Source organism: Amycolatopsis sp. NPDC023774 (assembly GCF_040639695.1).
GTDB lineage: Bacteria > Actinomycetota > Actinomycetes > Mycobacteriales > Pseudonocardiaceae > Amycolatopsis.
This window is the reverse complement of sequence record NZ_JBFAAJ010000033.1, coordinates 64,104-80,993: the sequence shown is the minus strand read 5'-3', so window position 1 is coordinate 80,993 and position 16,890 is coordinate 64,104. Positions and strand designations below refer to the sequence as shown.

Genomic DNA, 16,890 nt, shown 5'->3' with positions numbered 1-16,890 from the left:
GTCACGCTTCCGCCGCAGACGACAACACCAAGCCCGACTCAGCCACTACAAACGACGCGGCTACCCACTCACCTAACCGCCGTTGCAGTACTAGGACTCAGGCGCGGGAGGCGCCGTCGGCACAACCCGGCGGTGCTTCCCGAAGCCCGGGAACGTCACGCGGTCACGCGACCGTTCGAGCACGCCGCCCGCCGGGTCGTCGTCGCCGGCGAGCCGGACGAGGTCCGTGCGTGGCCGGTAGACCTCGCGGATCACCAGCACGCAGATGCCCACCACGGCGAGGTCGCGCACCACGACCGTGCCGAGGAACCAGCCCTCCGGCAGTCCCTTGTGGTCGATGCCGAGGTAGTAGAACATCCGCGGCGCCCACACCAGCGCGTCGATCACCATCCAGCTCAGCAGCAGCCGCCAGCGCGGGATCGCGAGCACGGCCAGGGGCACGAGCCACAGCGAGTACTGCGGGCTCCACACCTTGTTGGTCAGCAGGAACGCCGCCACCACGAGGAACGCGAGCTGGCCGAAGCGCGGCCGCCGCGGCGCGGTGAGGGCGACGTACGCGATTCCCGCGCAGCAGAGCAGGAACAGCACGGCGATCACGGTGTTGAGGATCGCCGGCGTCTGTCCTTTTTGGAGCACGCCGTCGAAGCCCGTCCACCCTGTGATGTAGGAGATGACGTTGTAGAGCGAGTCCGGGTCCATCGGGCGCAACGTGTTGAGCCGGAAGAACTCCCACCACCCGCGCGTGGCCACGAGGATGAACGGCACGTTCACGACGAGCCAGGTGAGCACCGTGAACGCCGCCGTTCTGCCCCACGCACGCAGCTTCCCCGCGCGCAGGCAGAGCACGAACAGCACCCCGAGCAACAGCAACGGGTACAGCTTCGCCGCGGCACCGAGCCCGAGCAGCACGCCGGCGATCTCCGGCCGTTTTCGCGACCACGCGAGGATCCCGGCGGCGGTGCACGCCGTGGCGATGGCGTCGAAGTTCGTGAACGCCTGCACGAGCACCAGCGGCGAGATCGCCACCAGCACGGCGTCCCACGGCCGGCGTTTCATCGTGCGCCCGGTCGCCCACACCGTGATCAGCCACGCGAGCGAGAGCCAGAACGCGGAGATGTTGAAGTAGATCGCCACCGGCAGCGCGCCGGGCAGCCAGCCCGAGTTCGCGACCGAGAGCCAGCCCGCCGCGAGCTTCGCGTTGACCCACTGGAACAGGCCCGTGAGCACGGGGTACTCCATGTAGCGGGTCTGGTTCTCCGCGGTCTGGGTGTCCTCCTGCCAGGACGAGACGTACGGGAAGGTCTTCGGATCGTTGAGCCGCTCGGAGCTGTAGAGCGGCACGATGTCCGAGTAGCACATCGCGACGAACGGGCGGCCCGCGCGCCAGTCGAGCTGGCTGGCGCCGGTGGAGTCCTGGTACTGCTGGATGCAGGAGGCCTTGCCGAACCAGCACAGCACCAGCGCGAGGATCGCCAGGCCCAGCCCCACGCGCTGCGGTGACCAGAACCAGTGCCGGCCCACGGCCGCGTGTTCGCCGAGCGGCCCGCCGATCGGTCTCGTCGCCGCGGCGGCCAGCGGGTCGTTCCAGCTCGGCACGATCCGCTCCGCTGGCGTCAGCGTGCGGGGAGCCGCGTCCGGCTCTTCGGCGGTGGCTTGGTCGGGCACGTCGCGGATGCTATCTGCCCGCAGGTCAGGCGCCGGTCATTTAGGGTCGGAGTAGAACCGGGCAAGTACCTCGAACGCCCCACCGAGGGCCACGGCTTCCTCTCCGAGGTCGCTCAGCTCCACGTCGATGCGCTGCCAGTGCGGCACCGGCAGCAGCTCGCGCAGCTGCGCCGCCACCGTGTCGCGATAGACGTCGGGTGCCGCGCGGATCGTGCGGCCGAACAACACGATCCGCTCCAGGTCCAGGACCTGCACGAGGTCGGCGAGCCCGATTCCCAGCAGCCGCGCGGCGTCGGCGGGGGTGGCCGCCGAGCGGTGCATGATCTCGACGCAGCCGCGCCGTCCACAGGCGCAGCGCGGGCCGTCGTAGGCGATCGTGGTGTGGCCGAACTCACCGGCGTTGGTGCGCGGCCCGCGGTAGACGTTGCCGTCGACCAGCAGCCCGACGCCGATGCCGGTGCCCACGAGCACTACGGCCGTGGCGGTTTCCGGCGTGTCGGGCCACGTGTGGGCGACCGCGGCGGAGTTGGTGTTCTTGTCGAGCGTCACCGGCAGTCCCGTGCGCTCAGCGAGGAGGTCGCGAAGGGGCACGTCGTGCCAGCCCGGCATGTTCGTGGCGTCGCGGACGCGGCCTTCGCGGTGGTCGAGGGGCCCCACCGCGCCGACGCCGAGGCCCAGCACCCGTCCCGGGTCGACGTCGGCGAGCAGCTCGCGCGTCGCGTCCACCACGGCGGTCACGGCCTGTTCGGGCGTGAAGCCGACGGGCAACGGTCCTGCCACGGTGTCCTCGACCTCGCCGGACAGGCCCGTGCGCAGCACGAGGAACCCGTCGCGGTCCAGCTGCGCGCCCAGGGCGCATTTCGCCGACGGCCGGATCCGCAGCTGCGTGCGCGGTTTGCCGACGCCGGCCGCGGGCTGCCGCTCGACGTCGAGCAGCTGCGTCTCGAGCAGCTCGGCGACGATCTTCGACACGGCCTGCTGCGTGAGTCCCGTGCGCTCGGCCAGCTCCACGCGGCTGAGCCCGCCCGCGCGCAGGATGTGACCGAGCAGCAGCGCCCTGTTGATGCGGCGCAGCCCGCGCAGGTTGACTCCGGTTTCGGCCATCCGGAGATCCTCCCGAAGAGCTAGCTAGTTACGCAACAGTGTTGTTTAATGGGCGGCATGGCTGATGACTTGCGAGTCGGCATCCTCGGTTACGGCATCGGCGGCCGCGTCTTCCACGCGCCGCTGGTGGCCGCCACACCGGGCCTGATACCCGCGGCGATCGTGACGGCGAACCCGGAACGCGCCGGCCAGGCCCGCGCGGAGTACCCCGGCACCGAGATCGTGCCCGACGCCGACGCGTTGTTCGCCCAGGCGGGTGACCTCGACCTGGTCGTGGTGAGCACCCCGAACCGCACCCACGTGCCGCTCGCGCTGCGCGCTATCGAGCTCGGCCTGCCCGTGGTCGTGGACAAGCCGTTCGCGCCGACCGCGGCCGAGGCCGAGCAGGTCGTGGCCGCGGCGAAGGCCAAGGGCGTCGGCCTCACCGTCTTCCAGAACCGCCGCTGGGACTCCGACTTCCTGACCGTGCGCAAGGTGATCGAGTCCGGCCGGCTCGGCGACGTGTTCCGCTTCGAGTCCCGCTACGACCGCTGGGTGCCGAAGATCAAGGACAACTGGCGCGAGTTCGGCGACCCCGCCGAGGCCGGCGGCCTGCTCTACGATCTCGGCGCGCACATCGTCGACCAGGCCCTGCAGCTGTTCGGCCCGGTCAAGCAGGTTTACGCGGAGGTGGACCGCCGCCGCGCCGGCGTGCAGGTGGACGACGACGTGTTCGTCGCCCTGCACCACGCCAACGGCGTCCGCTCGCACCTGTGGGCCTCCGCCTTGGCTGCGACGCGGAACCCACGTTTCCGCGTCCTCGGCGACCGCGCCGCCTTCACCAAGTACGGCCTCGACGTGCAGGAGCCGCAGATCAAGGACGGTCTGCGCCCCGGCGATGCGGGCTGGGGAGTCGAGCCCGAGGCCGACGCCGGCACCCTCGGCGTCGACGACGGCACGGACCACACCGAAACCGTGCCCACCGAAGTCGGCCGCTACGAGGAGTTCTACGCCCAGGTGCGCGACGCGTTGCGCGGCGAAGCGGCGTTCCCCGTGGACCCGGCCGGTTCGGTGGCCGCGCTGCGCGTGATCGAAGCCGCCCACCACTCCGGCGCCGAGGGACGCGTCATCACTCTCGACTAGCTCGCCGCGACCTCGGCAACCCAGGGCCGAGCTCGTGGCCTCCCCGCTTTTCTTTTGCGGGCGCGAAAAAAGGCTCCTCCCGCCGGGAAATCCGGATGGGAGGAGCCTTTCTCTTGCGACTCCCTGGCTATGCGCTGGGATCGCCCGTGTCGCCGGGATCGCTCGTATCGGTGGGATCACCTGAGGGCGGGTGCTTCGGCGGCTTCGGCGTATGCGAGGGGAACGACGGGAAGTCGCCGCCCGGGCCGCCGGGACCGTTCGGGTCGCCGGGGTTCACCGGGTTGCCGCCGTTGCCGTTACCCGGGTTGTTCGGGTTTTCGGTCGGCGTGATGTCCGACGGCGGGATGTTCGTGTCGCTCGGCGGGACGGACGGCGGGGCCGCGTCGCCGATCAGATCCACCTGCGAGAAGTGCTCGGCCGGCTTGCCCGCGAGGTAGTTCGTCATGAACTTCTGCCACAGCGGGCCGGCGATCGTGGATCCGAAGATCGGCGCGTTGCCCTTGCCGTGCAGGGCCAGGTCGCCGTCACCGCCGACCCAGACCGCCACGGAGACCGACGGCGTGTAGCCGACCATCCACGTCTGCGCGTTGGCGTTGGCCGCCGAAGCCGGCTCACCCGCGCGCTTCGTGTGCTGTTGCGTCCCCGTCTTGCCGGCGCATTCGTGGCCCGTGGGGCACTTCAGCTTCGAGAAGCCGATCACGGGCTTCAGCGCCTCGGTCACGTTGCCCGCGATCTGCTTGCTCAGGTCGGGGTCGCCGTCGGCGAACGCCGACTTGGCCGGCTGCGCCTGGGCTTCGTAGGCGACCTCGTTCTGCGAGTTCGTCACCTTCAGCACGAAGTGGCGGTCGCGCTGCTGGCCGTCGTCGGCGAAGGTGGCGTAGGCCGACGCCTGGTCGGCCGGCGTGATCTTGGTGTCGCCACCGCCGAGGGAGATGTTGTTGTTCGAGATGTCGATCTGCGAGTTGCCACCGCCGTTGTCCTTGGTCTTCACCCCGGCTTCCTCGGCGGCCTGCTCGACCGGGCCCTGCTTCGTGACGTTGAGGACCATGTCGTAGAACACCGTGTTCGCCGAGATCTTCATGGCCTCGGCGACGGTGCACTGCTCCGAGCAGCTGTCGCTGTCACCGGCGTTGCGGACGATGCGCCCGTCGAACTCCCGGTTGTTGCGGCCGTCGAAGGTCGAGTTGATCCCCTTGCCCAGCTTGAGGAACGCCGTGAGGTCATACGGCTTCATCGACGAACCGGGGTTCTGCGGCGTGTCGGCCCAGTCGCGAGCGGCCTGCTTCTGGCCGTTCACGTCGACGATCGTCGGCCCGCCGTAGTACGCGAGCACGCCGCCGGTCTTCGGGTCCACGGCCACGAGTGCGTCGAGCAGCCGCTTGTCCGACTGGTTCGCCAGTGCGTCGGCACCGGCTTGCTCGGCGAGGTCCTGCGCCTTCTTGTCGATCGTCGTCTGGATCGTGTAGCCGCCGGCGTAGTACTTGTCCTCCGGGATGCCGTGCGCGGCGAGTTCGGTCTTCACCTGGCCGGAGATGAAGGCGTACGGCGCCCCCGAGTCGTCCTTGCTCTCCGACAGCGGGATCGGCGTGGGGAACTGCGCCGCCTTGCGGTCGGCCGCGGTGATGTAGTGGTTCTCCACCATGCGGTCGAGGGCGGTGTTCCAGCGGTCGTGGGCCACCTTCGAGTTCTCCGACCGGCCCGGCTGTTGGATGAGCCCGGCGAGCAGCGCGGCTTCGGAGAAGCTGAGGTCCTTGACGTCCTTGTGGAAGAAGGCCTGTGACGCCGCGCCGATGCCGTATGCACCGCGCCCGAAGTAGATGATGTTCAGGTACGCGGTGATGATGTCCTGTTTCGAGTACGTCTGGTTCATCTTGAACGACTTCGCCAGCTCGGTCCACTTGCGGGTGAGCGTGGGTGCGTCGTTGTCGGTGGCCTTCTTGATGTACTGCTGGGAAATCGTGGAGCCACCGCCGGTGCCGCCGGTGACCTGGTTGTAGACGGCCCGCAGGATGCCCGTGACGTCGAAGCCCGAGTTGGTCTCGAACGACGCGTCCTCGGTCGCGGTCACCGCGTGCTTGACCACGTCGGGGATCTGGTCCGGCGTGAGGATCTGCCGGTTGCCGCCCGGGGGCACGTCCTTGCCCATCGGGGTGCCGTCGGCGTAGAGGTACGTGACGGCCTGGCTCTGCCCCTGCGCCACGCTTTGCGGCGAAGGCACGTCGACGCTGAAGTACGTGATGACGAACGCGATCGCGGGAATCACGATGAAGACGCCGACGAACGCGTAGATGCTGCGCCGGATGATCTTCCAGCGCCGCTTTTTCTTCTGCGCGGGCGTGAGGACCGGCCGGCCCTTCTTGTCGAGCTCCGGCTCCTCCGGGTAGACGTCGTCGGGGTCGAGCGGGCCTCCGGCGTCGTATCGAGCGTCGTAGCCGTCGTCGGCGGTGCCGTTGTGCACGTGGTGTGTCATCAGCTCCGGCTCGCGACGCGGCGGCGGGGTCGGGCGGCGTGCGCCCGGGGGCGGTGGCTGCCGGAAGCCGGGCGGCGGCGTGCCGGGGCGGTTCTGTGGCGCACGCGGTTGCCCGGGCTGCGCGGGGTTGCCGGGCGGCGGCGTCCGGGGAGCACCGCCCGGTGGTGGCTGGTTGCGCGCCCACGGTGGCGGTCCCTGCCGTCCGGCGGGGGGTGGTTGACGCCGCGGATCGGGATCCCGGTCGGGCCAGGAGCGGTTGCGGTCGTCGTTCACGTGCGGATCCTCTTCTCGGACGCGGGCGTGCTGCGGGCGCAGATCCCCTCTCCACAAGGGGACGCACCGTGGGTGGGGTCGGTTCACTCGACCGGCGGGGCGTATCTCTGGGTAACGGCCCCGGCGCGGCGTGAACCGGACAAAACTACGCCCAGGGTGGCGGCTGGGCGATGTCGCCTGGGTCACTCCGAACCCGGGTGGCGGTGGCCGCGACACGCCGAAGGGCTCCCCTCCTGACCGGAGAGGAGCCCTTCGGCGCGTGCTATCCGCCTGGCTGTCTCGGTGGCGGCGTCACCTCGACCCCGCCTCCGCCGTCACCGCCACCGCCGTTGCGTCCGGGACCACCGCCGTCGCCGGGGCCGCCGCCGAAGATCCCACCCGGGCGGCTTGTCGTGGTGCTCTCCGACGTCGTCGTCTCACTCGACGTGGTGCTCGACGTCGTGGTCGGGGTCGAAGACGTGGTGGTGGGGCTGGACGTAGTGGTCACCGAGCTGCGGGAGCGGGTCGTCGGGGTGACGGTGTCCGCGTCCTTGCCGATCGGGTCGACCTTCGGGAACTTCTCCGTGGGCTTGCCCTTGAGGTAGGCGTCCATGAAGTCCTGCCACGCCGGGCCGGCGATGGTGGCACCGAAGATCGGCTTGTTGTTCTTGTCGTGCAACGGCTTGTTGCCGTCACCGCCGATCCACACCGCCGCGGAGATCGACGGGGTGTAGCCCACCATCCACGTCTGAGCGTTGCGGTCCGAGTAGCCCTTCGGCAGGTTCTTCTGTTTGCCCGGGTCGAACTGCTGCGTACCGGTTTTGCCGGCGCACTCGTGGCCGGTCGGGCATTTCAGGTGGGATTCCTTGATGACCGGCTGGAGCGCGTCGGTGACGTTGCCTGCGATCTGCTGGCTCTTCTGCTCGTCGGGGTCGAACGCCGATTTGCCCGGCACCGTCGTCTCGTCGAACTCCACCTCGTCCTGGGAGTTGGTGAGCTTCGAGACGAAGTGCTGCTGGCGGTAGATGCCGCCCGAGGCGAAGGTCGCGTAACCCGCGGCCTGGTCTTCCGGGGTCAACGACGTCTCACCACCGCCGAGCGCGATGTTGGCGTCGTTGGTGCCGAGCTTGGCCTTGCCCTTCGGCGCCGGTTGCACACCGGCTTCCTTCGCGGCCTCGGCGACGGGCGCGGGTTTGGTCACGTTCAGCACCATGTCGTAGAACACGGTGTTGGCCGAGACCTCCATGGCCTTCTTGACCGTGCACTGCGGGCCACAACTGGCACTCTCGCCCGCGTTGCGGACGATGCGGCCGCCGAGCTCACGGTTGTTGGTGCCGTCGAAGGTCTCGCCGAGCCCCTTGCCCATCTTGAGGAACGCCGTGAGGTCGTACGGCTTCATCGACGAGCCCGGGTTCTGCGCCGTGTTGGCCCAGTCGTTGGCCAGCGTGTCCTTGCCGTTCTCGTCCTTCACCGTGTTCGGGCCGCCGTAGTAGGCGACGACGCCACCCGTTCTCGGGTCGACGGCGACCAGAGCTCCCAGGATGTCGGGGTCGGTTTGCCCCTTCATGTTGTCCTGCACGGCTTGCACCGCCGCTTGCTGCGCGGCCGGGTCGATCGTGGTGTAGATCTTCGCGCCGCTGCCGTAGAGCTTGTCCTGGTCGTAACCCTTGGCCTCGAGCTCGTCGAGGATGCGCTGCTGGATGAAGTAGTCCAGCGTGCCCGCGTTCTGCTTCGCCTGTGAGCCCTTGGGCACGAGTTTCGGGAACGTCGCGGCGGCGCGGTCGGCCTGCGAGAGCCAGCCGTTGGCCACCATCTGGTCCATCACGTAGCTCCAGCGCTTCTGCGTGTACGCCGGGTCTTCCGAGCGGCTCGGCCCCTGGATCAGACCGGCGAGCAGCGCCGCCTCGGACGGGGACAGCTGGGCCACGTCCTTGCCGTAGTACGCCTTCGCGGCCGCCGCGACGCCGTTGGCGCCCCGGCCGAAGTACACGATGTTCAGGTAGCCCGTGATGATGTCCGATTTGGACTCTTCGTTGTTGAGCTTGAACGACTTCGCGAGCTCGGTCCACTTGCGCGTCAGCGTCGGCGCTTCGTTCTCCGTGGCCTTCTTGATGTACTGCTGCGAGATGGTCGAACCACCACCGGTACCGCCGGTTACCTGGTTGTACACCGCACCCAGGATGCCCTTGATGTCGAAGCCCGAGTTGGTCTCGAACGTCTTGTCCTCGGCCGCGTACACGGCGTGCTTCACGACGTCAGGGATCTGGTTCGGCTGCAGCAGCTCGCGGTCGCCGCCTGGCGGGACGCTGCGGCCCATCACCTGGTTGTTGGCGTAGAAGAACGTGATGGGCTGGCTCTGCAACGCTTTCACGTCCTGCGGGGAAGGAACCTTCACCAGGAAGTACGTGATCACGAAAGCGACGGCCGGCACGACGATGAACAGGCCCACGCACGCGTACGCGATCCGTCGGATGATCTTCCACCGGCGCTTCTTGCGCTGCTTCGGCGTGAGCGGCGGCTTGATCGGCTTGCCGTTCTCGTCGAGCTCGGGGCCCTCTTCCTCGAAGTCGTCCTCGTCCGAGTACTGGGGGTGTTCGGAGCTGTCGTACCGATCATCGTCGTAACGGTCGTCGTACGGGTCGTAGCCGAACTCCGTGCCGTTGTGCGCGGCGTGGGTGATCAGGTCCGGTTCACGGTCCGGGTACGCGGGGGGCGGTGGAGCCGGGCGGCCCTGCGGCGGACGGCGGACGGGACCGGACGGGTTGCGGCCTGGACCACCGGGTCCGGGCGGGCCCGGCTGGCGGAAACCCTGCGGCGGACTGGCGGCGGGACCAGCTCCCCCAGCTGGCCGGCCACCGGGGGGAGGCGGCGGCGGAGCTTGACGGCGTGCCGGCATGCCGCCCTGACCGTTGGCGTTCGGCACGCGCTGGGACTGCTGGGGACGCTGCGGCGGTCGCTGGGGACGGCGAGGAGGCTCGTCGGCGGGCCACTGAGGATCTGAACCGCGTGGGTCTGAACCGCGTGGGTCTGAAGCGCGGGGCTCTGGACCACGGCGGCGGTCTGCACCACGCGGCTCGTCCCCACTGGGCCACTCGGGCGCGGCGCCGCGCGGCTGCCGCGGCGCGTCCCCGTTGGGACTGCGTCGCGGCGGGGCCTGCCGCTGCGGGCGGCGGGGGGCGTCTTCGCCCGGCCAGGCGGGACCCGGTTCTTCCTCCGGCCATTGGGCACGGCGAGGTGCATCTGGCTCCTGGCCAGGCCAGGAGCGGTTGCGGTCGTCGTTCACGAATGGGCCTCCGAGGGCGGCACTGCCGGCGCCGGCGTTCGGGAAGAACCGGTGCCCGCCGCCCTGTGCTCTGCAGCGGTTTTGGTACTCGTCACTGGCCCGCTGTCCTCCGCGGCCGGGTGGGCTGGGGCTCGCCTGTGCCGAGGACGTAGGACAGGACCAGGTGGTTCCAATGGCACGTCCGGCACACCTCTACGTCGTAGACGGTGAACTCGCCGAACAGCCCCGCCATGCGGGCCAGTTCGTCGGGCGTCCGCGCCGATCCCGAGACGTGCTTCAGCTCGTCGCCGTAGACCCACGAGACGAGAGTCAACGGCGTCCGGCGGCACATCGGACAGGCGCGGTCGTCCGGCCTGCCGTGGAACTTCGCCGCACGGAGCAGGTACGGGCTCGCGTCGCACACCTCATGGTCGCCGACGCGTCCGGAGCGGACGCCGGCCAGCAGCGCACGGCGCTGCAAGGCGTAGTCCACGACCTGCCGCTGGGTAAGCACGAGGAACAGAGTACGGGCTCTTCCTGTGTGCGCGGTGCCCCCTGCGGGGGGCCACCCAGGGCGACCGGTCGGACACGCCGGAAATTCGATAACTCTCTGGTGACGTTCGCCCTGGTCTGCCCGCTTCCGGGGGTTACTTCCGCCACTTCGATGTATCGGCGCGATATAGTTGCCGAGTAGGTTGACGAAGGCGGTCGCCCCGCTACGTCCCACCAGCCATTGGGGCAACGGCGGCCGCTGCGGTTTGTTCCCGTGAGGGGGTGCGGTGTGCTCGAACTCGCGATCCTCGGGTTGCTGCATGAGGCCCCCATGCACGGGTACGTGCTGCGCAAGCGATTGCACGAGACGCTCGGGATGTTCCGGGCGTTCTCGTACGGCTCGCTGTACCCGACCCTGCGTCGGTTGCTGCGGGCGGGATTCCTCGTCGAGGAGCTCGACGAGGCGGACGACCGGGCCTGGTCCCGGCGCGGCCGCCGCGTCTACAAGCTCACCGCCGAGGGCAAGGAGCGGTTCGCCGAGCTGCTCGGTGACGCGGGTCCGCAGACCTGGGACGACGAGGGGTTCGGCGTCCACTTGGCGTTCTTCTCGCGGACACCGGCCGACGTCAGGATGCGGATCCTGGAGGGCCGGCGGCGTCGCGTGGAAGAGCGTCGCGAAGGTTTGCGCGAGGCGCTGGCCAGGGCCGAGGAGAGGATCGACCGCTACACCCGCGAGCTGCACCGGCTGGGACTCGAGTCGAGCGAGCGGGAGGTGCGTTGGCTCAACGAGCTGATCGCGCACGAACAAGCCGAGCAGCGTGGCCCGCAGGAGTGAGGGCGCGCCGCTCGGGCCGCAACGTCGCGGCCAGACCTGCAGATGAAGTAACGGATTGAAGGAGAAACCGGCATGGGCGAGAACCGCCGCGTTCGGGTGGCCATCGTGGGCGTCGGCAACTGCGCCTCCTCGCTGGTCCAGGGTGTGCAGTACTACCGCGACGCGGATCCCGGCACGCGCGTGCCCGGTTTGATGCACGTCCAGTTCGGCGAGTACCACGTCAGCGACATCGACTTCGTCGCCGCGTTCGACGTCGACGCCAAGAAGGTCGGCCACGACCTGTCCGAGGCGATCTTCTCGAGCGAGAACAACACGATCAAGATCGCCGACGTGCCGCCGCTCGGCGTGCCGGTGCAGCGCGGGCACACCTACGACGGCCTCGGGCGCTTCTACCGCGAGACCATCTCGGAGTCGGACGAGGCGCCCGTCGACATCGTCGGCGCGCTGCGCGACGCGAAGGTAGACGTGCTCGTCTCCTACCTCCCCGTGGGCTCCGAAGAGGCCGACAAGTTCTACGCGCAGGCCGCGATCGACGCAGGCGTCGCGTTCGTGAACGCGCTGCCCGTGTTCATCGCGTCGGACCCGGTGTGGGCCAAGAAGTTCGAAGACGCCGGCGTGCCGATCGTCGGTGACGACATCAAGTCGCAGGTCGGCGCCACGATCACGCACCGCGTGCTGGCGAAGCTCTTCGAAGACCGCGGCGTACAGCTCGACCGCACGATGCAGCTCAACGTGGGCGGGAACATGGACTTCCTGAACATGAAGGAGCTCGAGCGCCTCGAGTCGAAGAAGATCTCGAAGACCCAGTCGGTGACCTCGCAGGTCGACCGCGAGCTCGGCAAGGGCAACGTCCACATCGGACCGTCGGACTACGTGCAGTGGCTCGACGACCGCAAATGGGCCTACGTGCGCCTCGAGGGCCGCGCGTTCGGCGACGTGCCGCTGAACCTGGAGTACAAGCTCGAGGTGTGGGACTCCCCCAACTCGGCCGGCATCATCATCGACGCCGTGCGCGCCGCGAAGATCGCGAAGGACCGCGGCATCGGCGGGCCGATCCTGTCCGCGTCGTCCTACTTCATGAAGTCGCCGCCGGAGCAGTACGACGACTCCACCGCGCGCGACGCGGTCGACAAGTTCATCCGCGGCGAGCTGGAGCGCTGACGCGTTTCCTCGCCGGTAGAAGGGCTCCTCGGTTCGCCGGGGAGCCCTTCTCGGTAGCTACAGCCCCAACGCCGCCGGCAGCTCGTTGATGTCGTGCACCACGGCGGTGGTCTGTGCCAGCACGGCCGGGTCCGGCGGAAAGTGCGGGTTCGGCACCGCGTACACGGCCATTTCCGCCGCCAGTGCCGCTTTCAGCCCGTTGGTCGAGTCCTCGACGGCGGCGCACGACGCGGCCGGCACGTTCAGCAGCTTCGCCGCGCGCAGGTAGACGTCGGGCGCGGGTTTGCCGGCGCCGACTTCCTCGCTCGACACCGCCACGGGCACCAGTGACGTGAGGTCGCACGCCTGCAGGAACGCCTGGATCAGCACCGGCGGCGACGAGCTCGCGATGGCCACCGGGTAGCGGCGGGCGACGGCGCGGACCACGTCGGGCGCGCCGTCGATCACGGGCGGGCCCGACGCGTAGCGCTGCGCCATCCGGTCGATCACCGTCCGCGCGATCCCGTCGGGCGTCAGCCGCGCGCCGAGCGTGTTGACCAGGTACGAAGCCCACTCGGGCGTGCTCATCCCTTGCTGTTCCCTGGTCGATTCGGGTAACCAGGTACCGCCGTGCTCCGCGACCACGGCGCGGCGCACCTCGTCCCAGGTCTTTTCCGAGTCCACCAGTACGCCGTCGAGGTCGAAGATCACCGCGTCCATGGCTGCAGCCTAGTCTGTGAGGCGAATTACTTCGCTACCCTAACTAAATTTGTTAGCCTGGCTAAGTGACTTCCGGAATCGTGGATCTCGCGCACCGCCTGTGGCCGGTCGTGTTCCGGCTCTACTACCTGGTGCGCCGCGAGACTTCGCAGGCGTTGACGCCCACTCAGGGCTCGGTGCTGTCCGAGCTGGTGCGCGTCGGGCCCAGCCGCATGAGCCGGCTGGCTCAGCTCGAAGGCGTGCGCATGCCGTCGATGACCGACGTCGTCGGGCGGCTGGAGCGGCTCGGGCTCGTGGTCCGGCGCCCCGACCCCGACGACGGGCGAGCCGTGCTGGTGGAAGCCACGGCAGCGGGCGACGGCTTCTACGCCGAGCTCGTTGCTGCTCGCGAAGCGCAGATGCGCGAACGGCTGCTGGAGCTGACAGACTCCGAGCGCGCCGCGATCGACGCCGCCCTGCCCGCGCTCGGCAAGCTGATCCGCGATTTCCACGTCGTATCAGTGAAGAAAAGTGAGGAGGAACTGATCAGCGATGAGCGCTGAGCACCACTCGAGCCTGCTGGACGCGGTCAAGGGCCAGCCCAAGCAGGTGTGGATCACGGCGTTCGCCGCGGTCATCGCGTTCATGGGCATCGGTCTGGTCGACCCGATCCTGCTGTCGATCGCCAAGGGCCTGAACGCGTCACCGTCGCAGGTCACGCTGCTGTTCACGTCGTACCTCGGCGTGCAGGTGATCGCGATGCTGTTCACCGGTTCGATGTCCGCGCGCTTCGGCGCGAAGCGCACCGTGCTGGTCGGGCTGACGCTGATCGTCGCCGCGACCGCGCTGTGCGCCGCGGCCGGCTCGATCGAGCAGCTCGTGGGCCTGCGCGCGGTGTGGGGCCTCGGCAATGCGTTCTTCATCGCCACCGCGCTGTCGGTGATCGTCGGCGCCGCCACCGGCGGGCAGTCCGGCGCGATCCTGCTGTACGAGGCGGCGCTGGGCGTCGGCCTGTCCGTCGGCCCGCTGCTGGGCGCACTGCTCGGCACGATCTCGTGGCGCGGCCCGTTCCTGGGCACGGCCGTGCTGATGGCCGGTGCGCTCGTACTGTGCTCGGTGTTCCTGAAGAGCGACTCGCACGAGAAGCGTGAGCCGATCAAGCTGCTCGACCCGATCCGCGCGCTGAAGCACCCTGGTCTGCTGCGGACTTCGGTCGCGTCGGCGCTGTACACGGCGGCGTTCTTCGCGGTGCTGGCGTGGTCGCCGTTCGTGCTGGGCTGGAGCGCGATCGCTGTCGGCCTGATCTTCTGCGGCTGGGGCCTGTGTGTCGCGGTCGCCGGCGTCGCGTTGGCGCCGAAGCTCGCCGCGCGGTTCGGCGAACGGCACGCGGCCGCGCTCGCCGTGGTCGGTTACACGGTGCTGATGCTGGTGCTGGCGGTGCCGAACAAGGCCGTGGTGGTCGTCGGCATCGTGCTCTCCGGCCTGGTTTCGGGGCTGCTGAACACGTTGTTCACGGGCACCGCGATGTCGATCAGCAACGCGCCGCGCCCGGTCGCCAGCGCGGGCTACAACTTCTGCCGGTGGCTCGGCGGCGCCGTCGCGGCCACGCTCGTGGGACACGTCGCCGACTGGCTCGGCTGGGAGCAGGGCCCGTTCGTGATCGCGGCCGTGTTGTGCCTCGTCGCCGCGGTGCTGTTGTCGTTGCGGGAGAAGAAGACCGACCCGCACGACGTGCCGAAGGAAGCCGCTCTGGTGGGCGAAGAGGAACTCTGACCCAGTTCGACCGCCCCGAACTCTCCGTTCGGAGGCGGTCGAGCGTCTCGGTCGAATACACCTGCTCTTCGCCACTCACCCCGGCGCCCGAGGGGTTCGTCAAGCACAAGGCCGCGAACGTGAAGATCACCGCCGACGGCCGCGTCGCCGAGTACTCGGGTGACGACGAGCGTTTTTTCGAGTGCATCAACCAGTTCGCGTCGAAGGGCAGGTGCACGAAGGGCACGACCGCCCTGGCCCGCGGCCACGACTCGGCGCTGCTGGACGACGCACGCTCTACGTCGCGAAGTTCACCGGCGATTTTCGCCGGCGCCGGCGAGTGGCACCGACCATCTGGTGCCGGCGGCCGTGCAGCACCCAGGTGAGAACTCGGCGAACCCGTCGGCGCACTGGTCAGCCGGCGGTACCTCGCAGCCGCGGCCGGCCATCGTTTCGGTGTGGTGGAAGGGGCCGCTTCGACCTCGCCGGCCGCGTCGGTGTCCGGTAACTCTTTGGAGTGGCTTCCGCTGCGCCGAACCCGCGCGGAGTAATAGCTTCGGTGGGTGAGGCGGGCAGGGAAAGTCGCGATCGGACGTCCGGCGGGCGCGTCGGCCTGCACCCTGGTGCTGGCCGGGGCGCTCGTCGTCGTCCTCCCGGGTTCCGCTCCGGCAGCCGGCACCCCGGCGTGCGGCGGAGTGGCGCCCAACCCGAGCGTGGAGCAGACGAACACGCCCGGCGGGGCACCGGCGGGCTACGTGTTCACGCCCGCCGCGCCCGTGCCGCGCAGCACGCCACCGGACAAGGTGCCGAAGCTCGTCACCGACACCGCGCACGCGTCCGACGGCAAGCTCAACGCGCGGATCCAGACGCCCGACGGCCGCGTCAGCTCCGCCACCCAGACCCTGCCCGCGGCGCCGGGCGGCATCTACACGCTCTCGGCGGCGACGGGTTCCGTGGGCTCGGCGCTGGCCGACCGCGGCAACGCCCAGTCGACCGGCCTGCGCTTCACCGACTCCGCCGGGCGCACGCTGCTGGAGAAATCACAGAACGTCACGCACGACGTGCAGTCCGACGGCAAGCTGGCGCGCCAGGACTTCCCCGCGCAGACGGCGCCGGAGAAGACGACGTCGGTGGTGTTCTTCGCGACCACCAACCGCAACTGGGTGATGTGGGACTGCGTGAACCTGCAGCTCGCGGCGTACACGGTGAAGCTGGAGGTGCAGAACCCCGCGACCGGCGAGTGGGGCCCGTCGGCCACGATTCCGGCCGGCGAGACCGCGCACTACCGCACGACGGTCACGAACTCGGGCTCGCAGCCGCTGACCGGCGTGCTGCTCAAGGACTCGTGGTGCTCGTCGTTGCCGGGCCCGTTCGACCTGGCGCCCGGCGCGTCGAACGCCGTGCCCTGCGACCACCCGAACCTCGCCGAGAACGACACCGGCCACGTCAACAAGGTGCGGATCACCGGTGTCACCTCGCCGAGCGGCACGCTGGCCGACCAGTCGGCCACGGCATCGATCACCGTGACTCCGCTGCCGCTGATCGACAAGATCGGCGACCGCGTGTGGCGCGACACCGACCGCAACGGCCTGCAGGACGACGGTGAGCCCGGCGTCGCCGACATAGCCGTGACACTCAAGGACGGCGCCGGCGGCACAGTCGCCACCACGAAAACCGCGGCGGACGGCTCATACCTGTTCGACAAGCGCAAGGACGGGACCTACCAGGTCTGCTTCGACGTCTCGCACCTGCCGGACGGGCTGACCGTGACGCGGCCGGCGGCCGGCGACGCGGCGCGCGACTCCGACGTCGACCCGGCCACGGGCTGCACGGCGGCGTTCACCCTGGGCGCGACGCACGAGAACCTCAACGCGGACCTGGGGCTGGCGCCGCCGCCCCCGCCGCCTCCGGCACCGGCCCCAACCTCGAGCACGACCCCGCCACCGCCTTCGAAACCCCCGGCACCGCCTTCGGAAACCCCGGCACCCCCGACCCCTTCGGCGAGCCCGTCACCTTCGGCGTGACCTGACCACCCCAATGTGGCGTTCGTTGCGTTGAGCGCACTGAACGCCGCATCGGGTGCGTTGAGCACAACCA

At 69.5% G+C, this 16,890-nt stretch carries 12 protein-coding genes and 1 pseudogene; 7 read left to right on the top strand and 6 right to left on the bottom strand.

Annotated features, from left to right (window positions below; all coding sequences use genetic code 11):
* Positions 1–90: 90 nt before the first annotated feature.
* Together AB0F91_RS39555 and AB0F91_RS39550 are read right to left on the bottom strand one after the other, a co-directional pair.
* Positions 91–1,665: a glycosyltransferase 87 family protein gene (locus AB0F91_RS39555; RefSeq protein ID WP_360606309.1), complete on the bottom strand. Its 1,575-nt coding sequence runs from the start codon at positions 1,663–1,665 to the stop codon at positions 91–93.
* Between the two features lie 36 nt (positions 1,666–1,701).
* On the bottom strand, positions 1,702–2,769 hold the full coding sequence (locus tag AB0F91_RS39550; protein ID WP_360606307.1) for an ROK family transcriptional regulator: 1,068 nt from the start codon (positions 2,767–2,769) through the stop codon (positions 1,702–1,704).
* A 57-nt stretch (positions 2,770–2,826) separates the two neighbouring features.
* On the opposite strand from AB0F91_RS39550, the gene AB0F91_RS39545 reads away from it, so the two are divergent.
* Positions 2,827–3,891: a Gfo/Idh/MocA family oxidoreductase gene (locus tag AB0F91_RS39545; RefSeq protein WP_360606305.1), complete on the top strand. Its 1,065-nt coding sequence runs from the start codon at positions 2,827–2,829 to the stop codon at positions 3,889–3,891.
* Between the two features lie 127 nt (positions 3,892–4,018).
* Here AB0F91_RS39545 and AB0F91_RS39540 read toward each other — a convergent pair whose 3' ends face one another.
* The 3 genes from AB0F91_RS39540 to AB0F91_RS39530 all read right to left on the bottom strand — a co-directional run bounded on the left by AB0F91_RS39540 (position 4,019) and on the right by AB0F91_RS39530 (position 10,389).
* On the bottom strand, positions 4,019–6,634 hold the full coding sequence (locus AB0F91_RS39540; protein ID WP_360606303.1) for a transglycosylase domain-containing protein: 2,616 nt from the start codon (positions 6,632–6,634) through the stop codon (positions 4,019–4,021).
* Between the two features lie 262 nt (positions 6,635–6,896).
* Positions 6,897–9,509 (bottom strand): transglycosylase domain-containing protein, encoded by a 2,613-nt coding sequence (locus tag AB0F91_RS39535; RefSeq protein ID WP_360606301.1) that lies wholly within the window; start codon positions 9,507–9,509, stop codon positions 6,897–6,899.
* Between the two features lie 478 nt (positions 9,510–9,987).
* A complete protein-coding gene (locus AB0F91_RS39530; protein ID WP_285971410.1) occupies positions 9,988–10,389 on the bottom strand; it encodes a DUF5318 domain-containing protein in 402 nt (133 codons plus the stop codon).
* A gap of 267 nt (positions 10,390–10,656) precedes the next feature.
* Here AB0F91_RS39530 and AB0F91_RS39525 point away from each other — a divergent pair, with 267 nt between their 5' ends.
* Both AB0F91_RS39525 and AB0F91_RS39520 read left to right on the top strand, forming a co-directional pair.
* Positions 10,657–11,202, top strand: a complete 546-nt coding sequence (locus tag AB0F91_RS39525) for a PadR family transcriptional regulator (RefSeq protein WP_360606298.1) — start codon at positions 10,657–10,659, stop codon at positions 11,200–11,202.
* A gap of 72 nt (positions 11,203–11,274) precedes the next feature.
* On the top strand, positions 11,275–12,363 hold the full coding sequence (locus AB0F91_RS39520) for an inositol-3-phosphate synthase (protein WP_360606296.1): 1,089 nt from the start codon (positions 11,275–11,277) through the stop codon (positions 12,361–12,363).
* 57 nt (positions 12,364–12,420) lie between these two features.
* On the opposite strand, the gene AB0F91_RS39515 is transcribed toward AB0F91_RS39520, so the two are convergent.
* Positions 12,421–13,062, bottom strand: a complete 642-nt coding sequence (locus tag AB0F91_RS39515) for an HAD family phosphatase (protein ID WP_360606294.1) — start codon at positions 13,060–13,062, stop codon at positions 12,421–12,423.
* A 65-nt stretch (positions 13,063–13,127) separates the two neighbouring features.
* On the opposite strand from AB0F91_RS39515, the gene AB0F91_RS39510 reads away from it, so the two are divergent.
* From AB0F91_RS39510 to AB0F91_RS39495, 4 genes and pseudogenes are all read left to right on the top strand, one after another.
* Complete coding sequence (locus AB0F91_RS39510; protein WP_360606292.1) at positions 13,128–13,604, top strand: MarR family transcriptional regulator; 477 nt, start codon at positions 13,128–13,130, stop codon at positions 13,602–13,604.
* Positions 13,594–14,814 (top strand): MFS transporter, encoded by a 1,221-nt coding sequence (locus tag AB0F91_RS39505; RefSeq protein WP_360606290.1) that lies wholly within the window; start codon positions 13,594–13,596, stop codon positions 14,812–14,814. The genes AB0F91_RS39510 and AB0F91_RS39505 overlap by 11 nt, the downstream gene beginning before the upstream one ends.
* Positions 14,815–14,915: 101 nt before the next feature.
* A pseudogene (locus AB0F91_RS39500) lies at positions 14,916–15,115 on the top strand (alkaline phosphatase PhoX); the annotation flags it as partial.
* A gap of 241 nt (positions 15,116–15,356) precedes the next feature.
* Positions 15,357–16,817, top strand: coding sequence for an SdrD B-like domain-containing protein (locus AB0F91_RS39495; protein ID WP_360606288.1), 1,461 nt, complete (start codon positions 15,357–15,359; stop codon positions 16,815–16,817).
* Positions 16,818–16,890 lie beyond the last annotated feature (73 nt).

Coding starts and splice junctions, on each gene's coding strand:
- AB0F91_RS39550 (WP_360606307.1), bottom strand. CDS start 2,769: ATGGCCGAAACCGGAGTCAACCTGCGCGGGCTGCGCCGCATCAACAGG.
- AB0F91_RS39545 (WP_360606305.1), top strand. CDS start 2,827: ATGGCTGATGACTTGCGAGTCGGCATCCTCGGTTACGGCATCGGCGGC.
- AB0F91_RS39535 (WP_360606301.1), bottom strand. CDS start 9,509: ATGCCGGCACGCCGTCAAGCTCCGCCGCCGCCTCCCCCCGGTGGCCGG.
- AB0F91_RS39520 (WP_360606296.1), top strand. CDS start 11,275: ATGGGCGAGAACCGCCGCGTTCGGGTGGCCATCGTGGGCGTCGGCAAC.
- AB0F91_RS39515 (WP_360606294.1), bottom strand. CDS start 13,062: ATGGACGCGGTGATCTTCGACCTCGACGGCGTACTGGTGGACTCGGAA.
- AB0F91_RS39505 (WP_360606290.1), top strand. CDS start 13,594: ATGAGCGCTGAGCACCACTCGAGCCTGCTGGACGCGGTCAAGGGCCAG.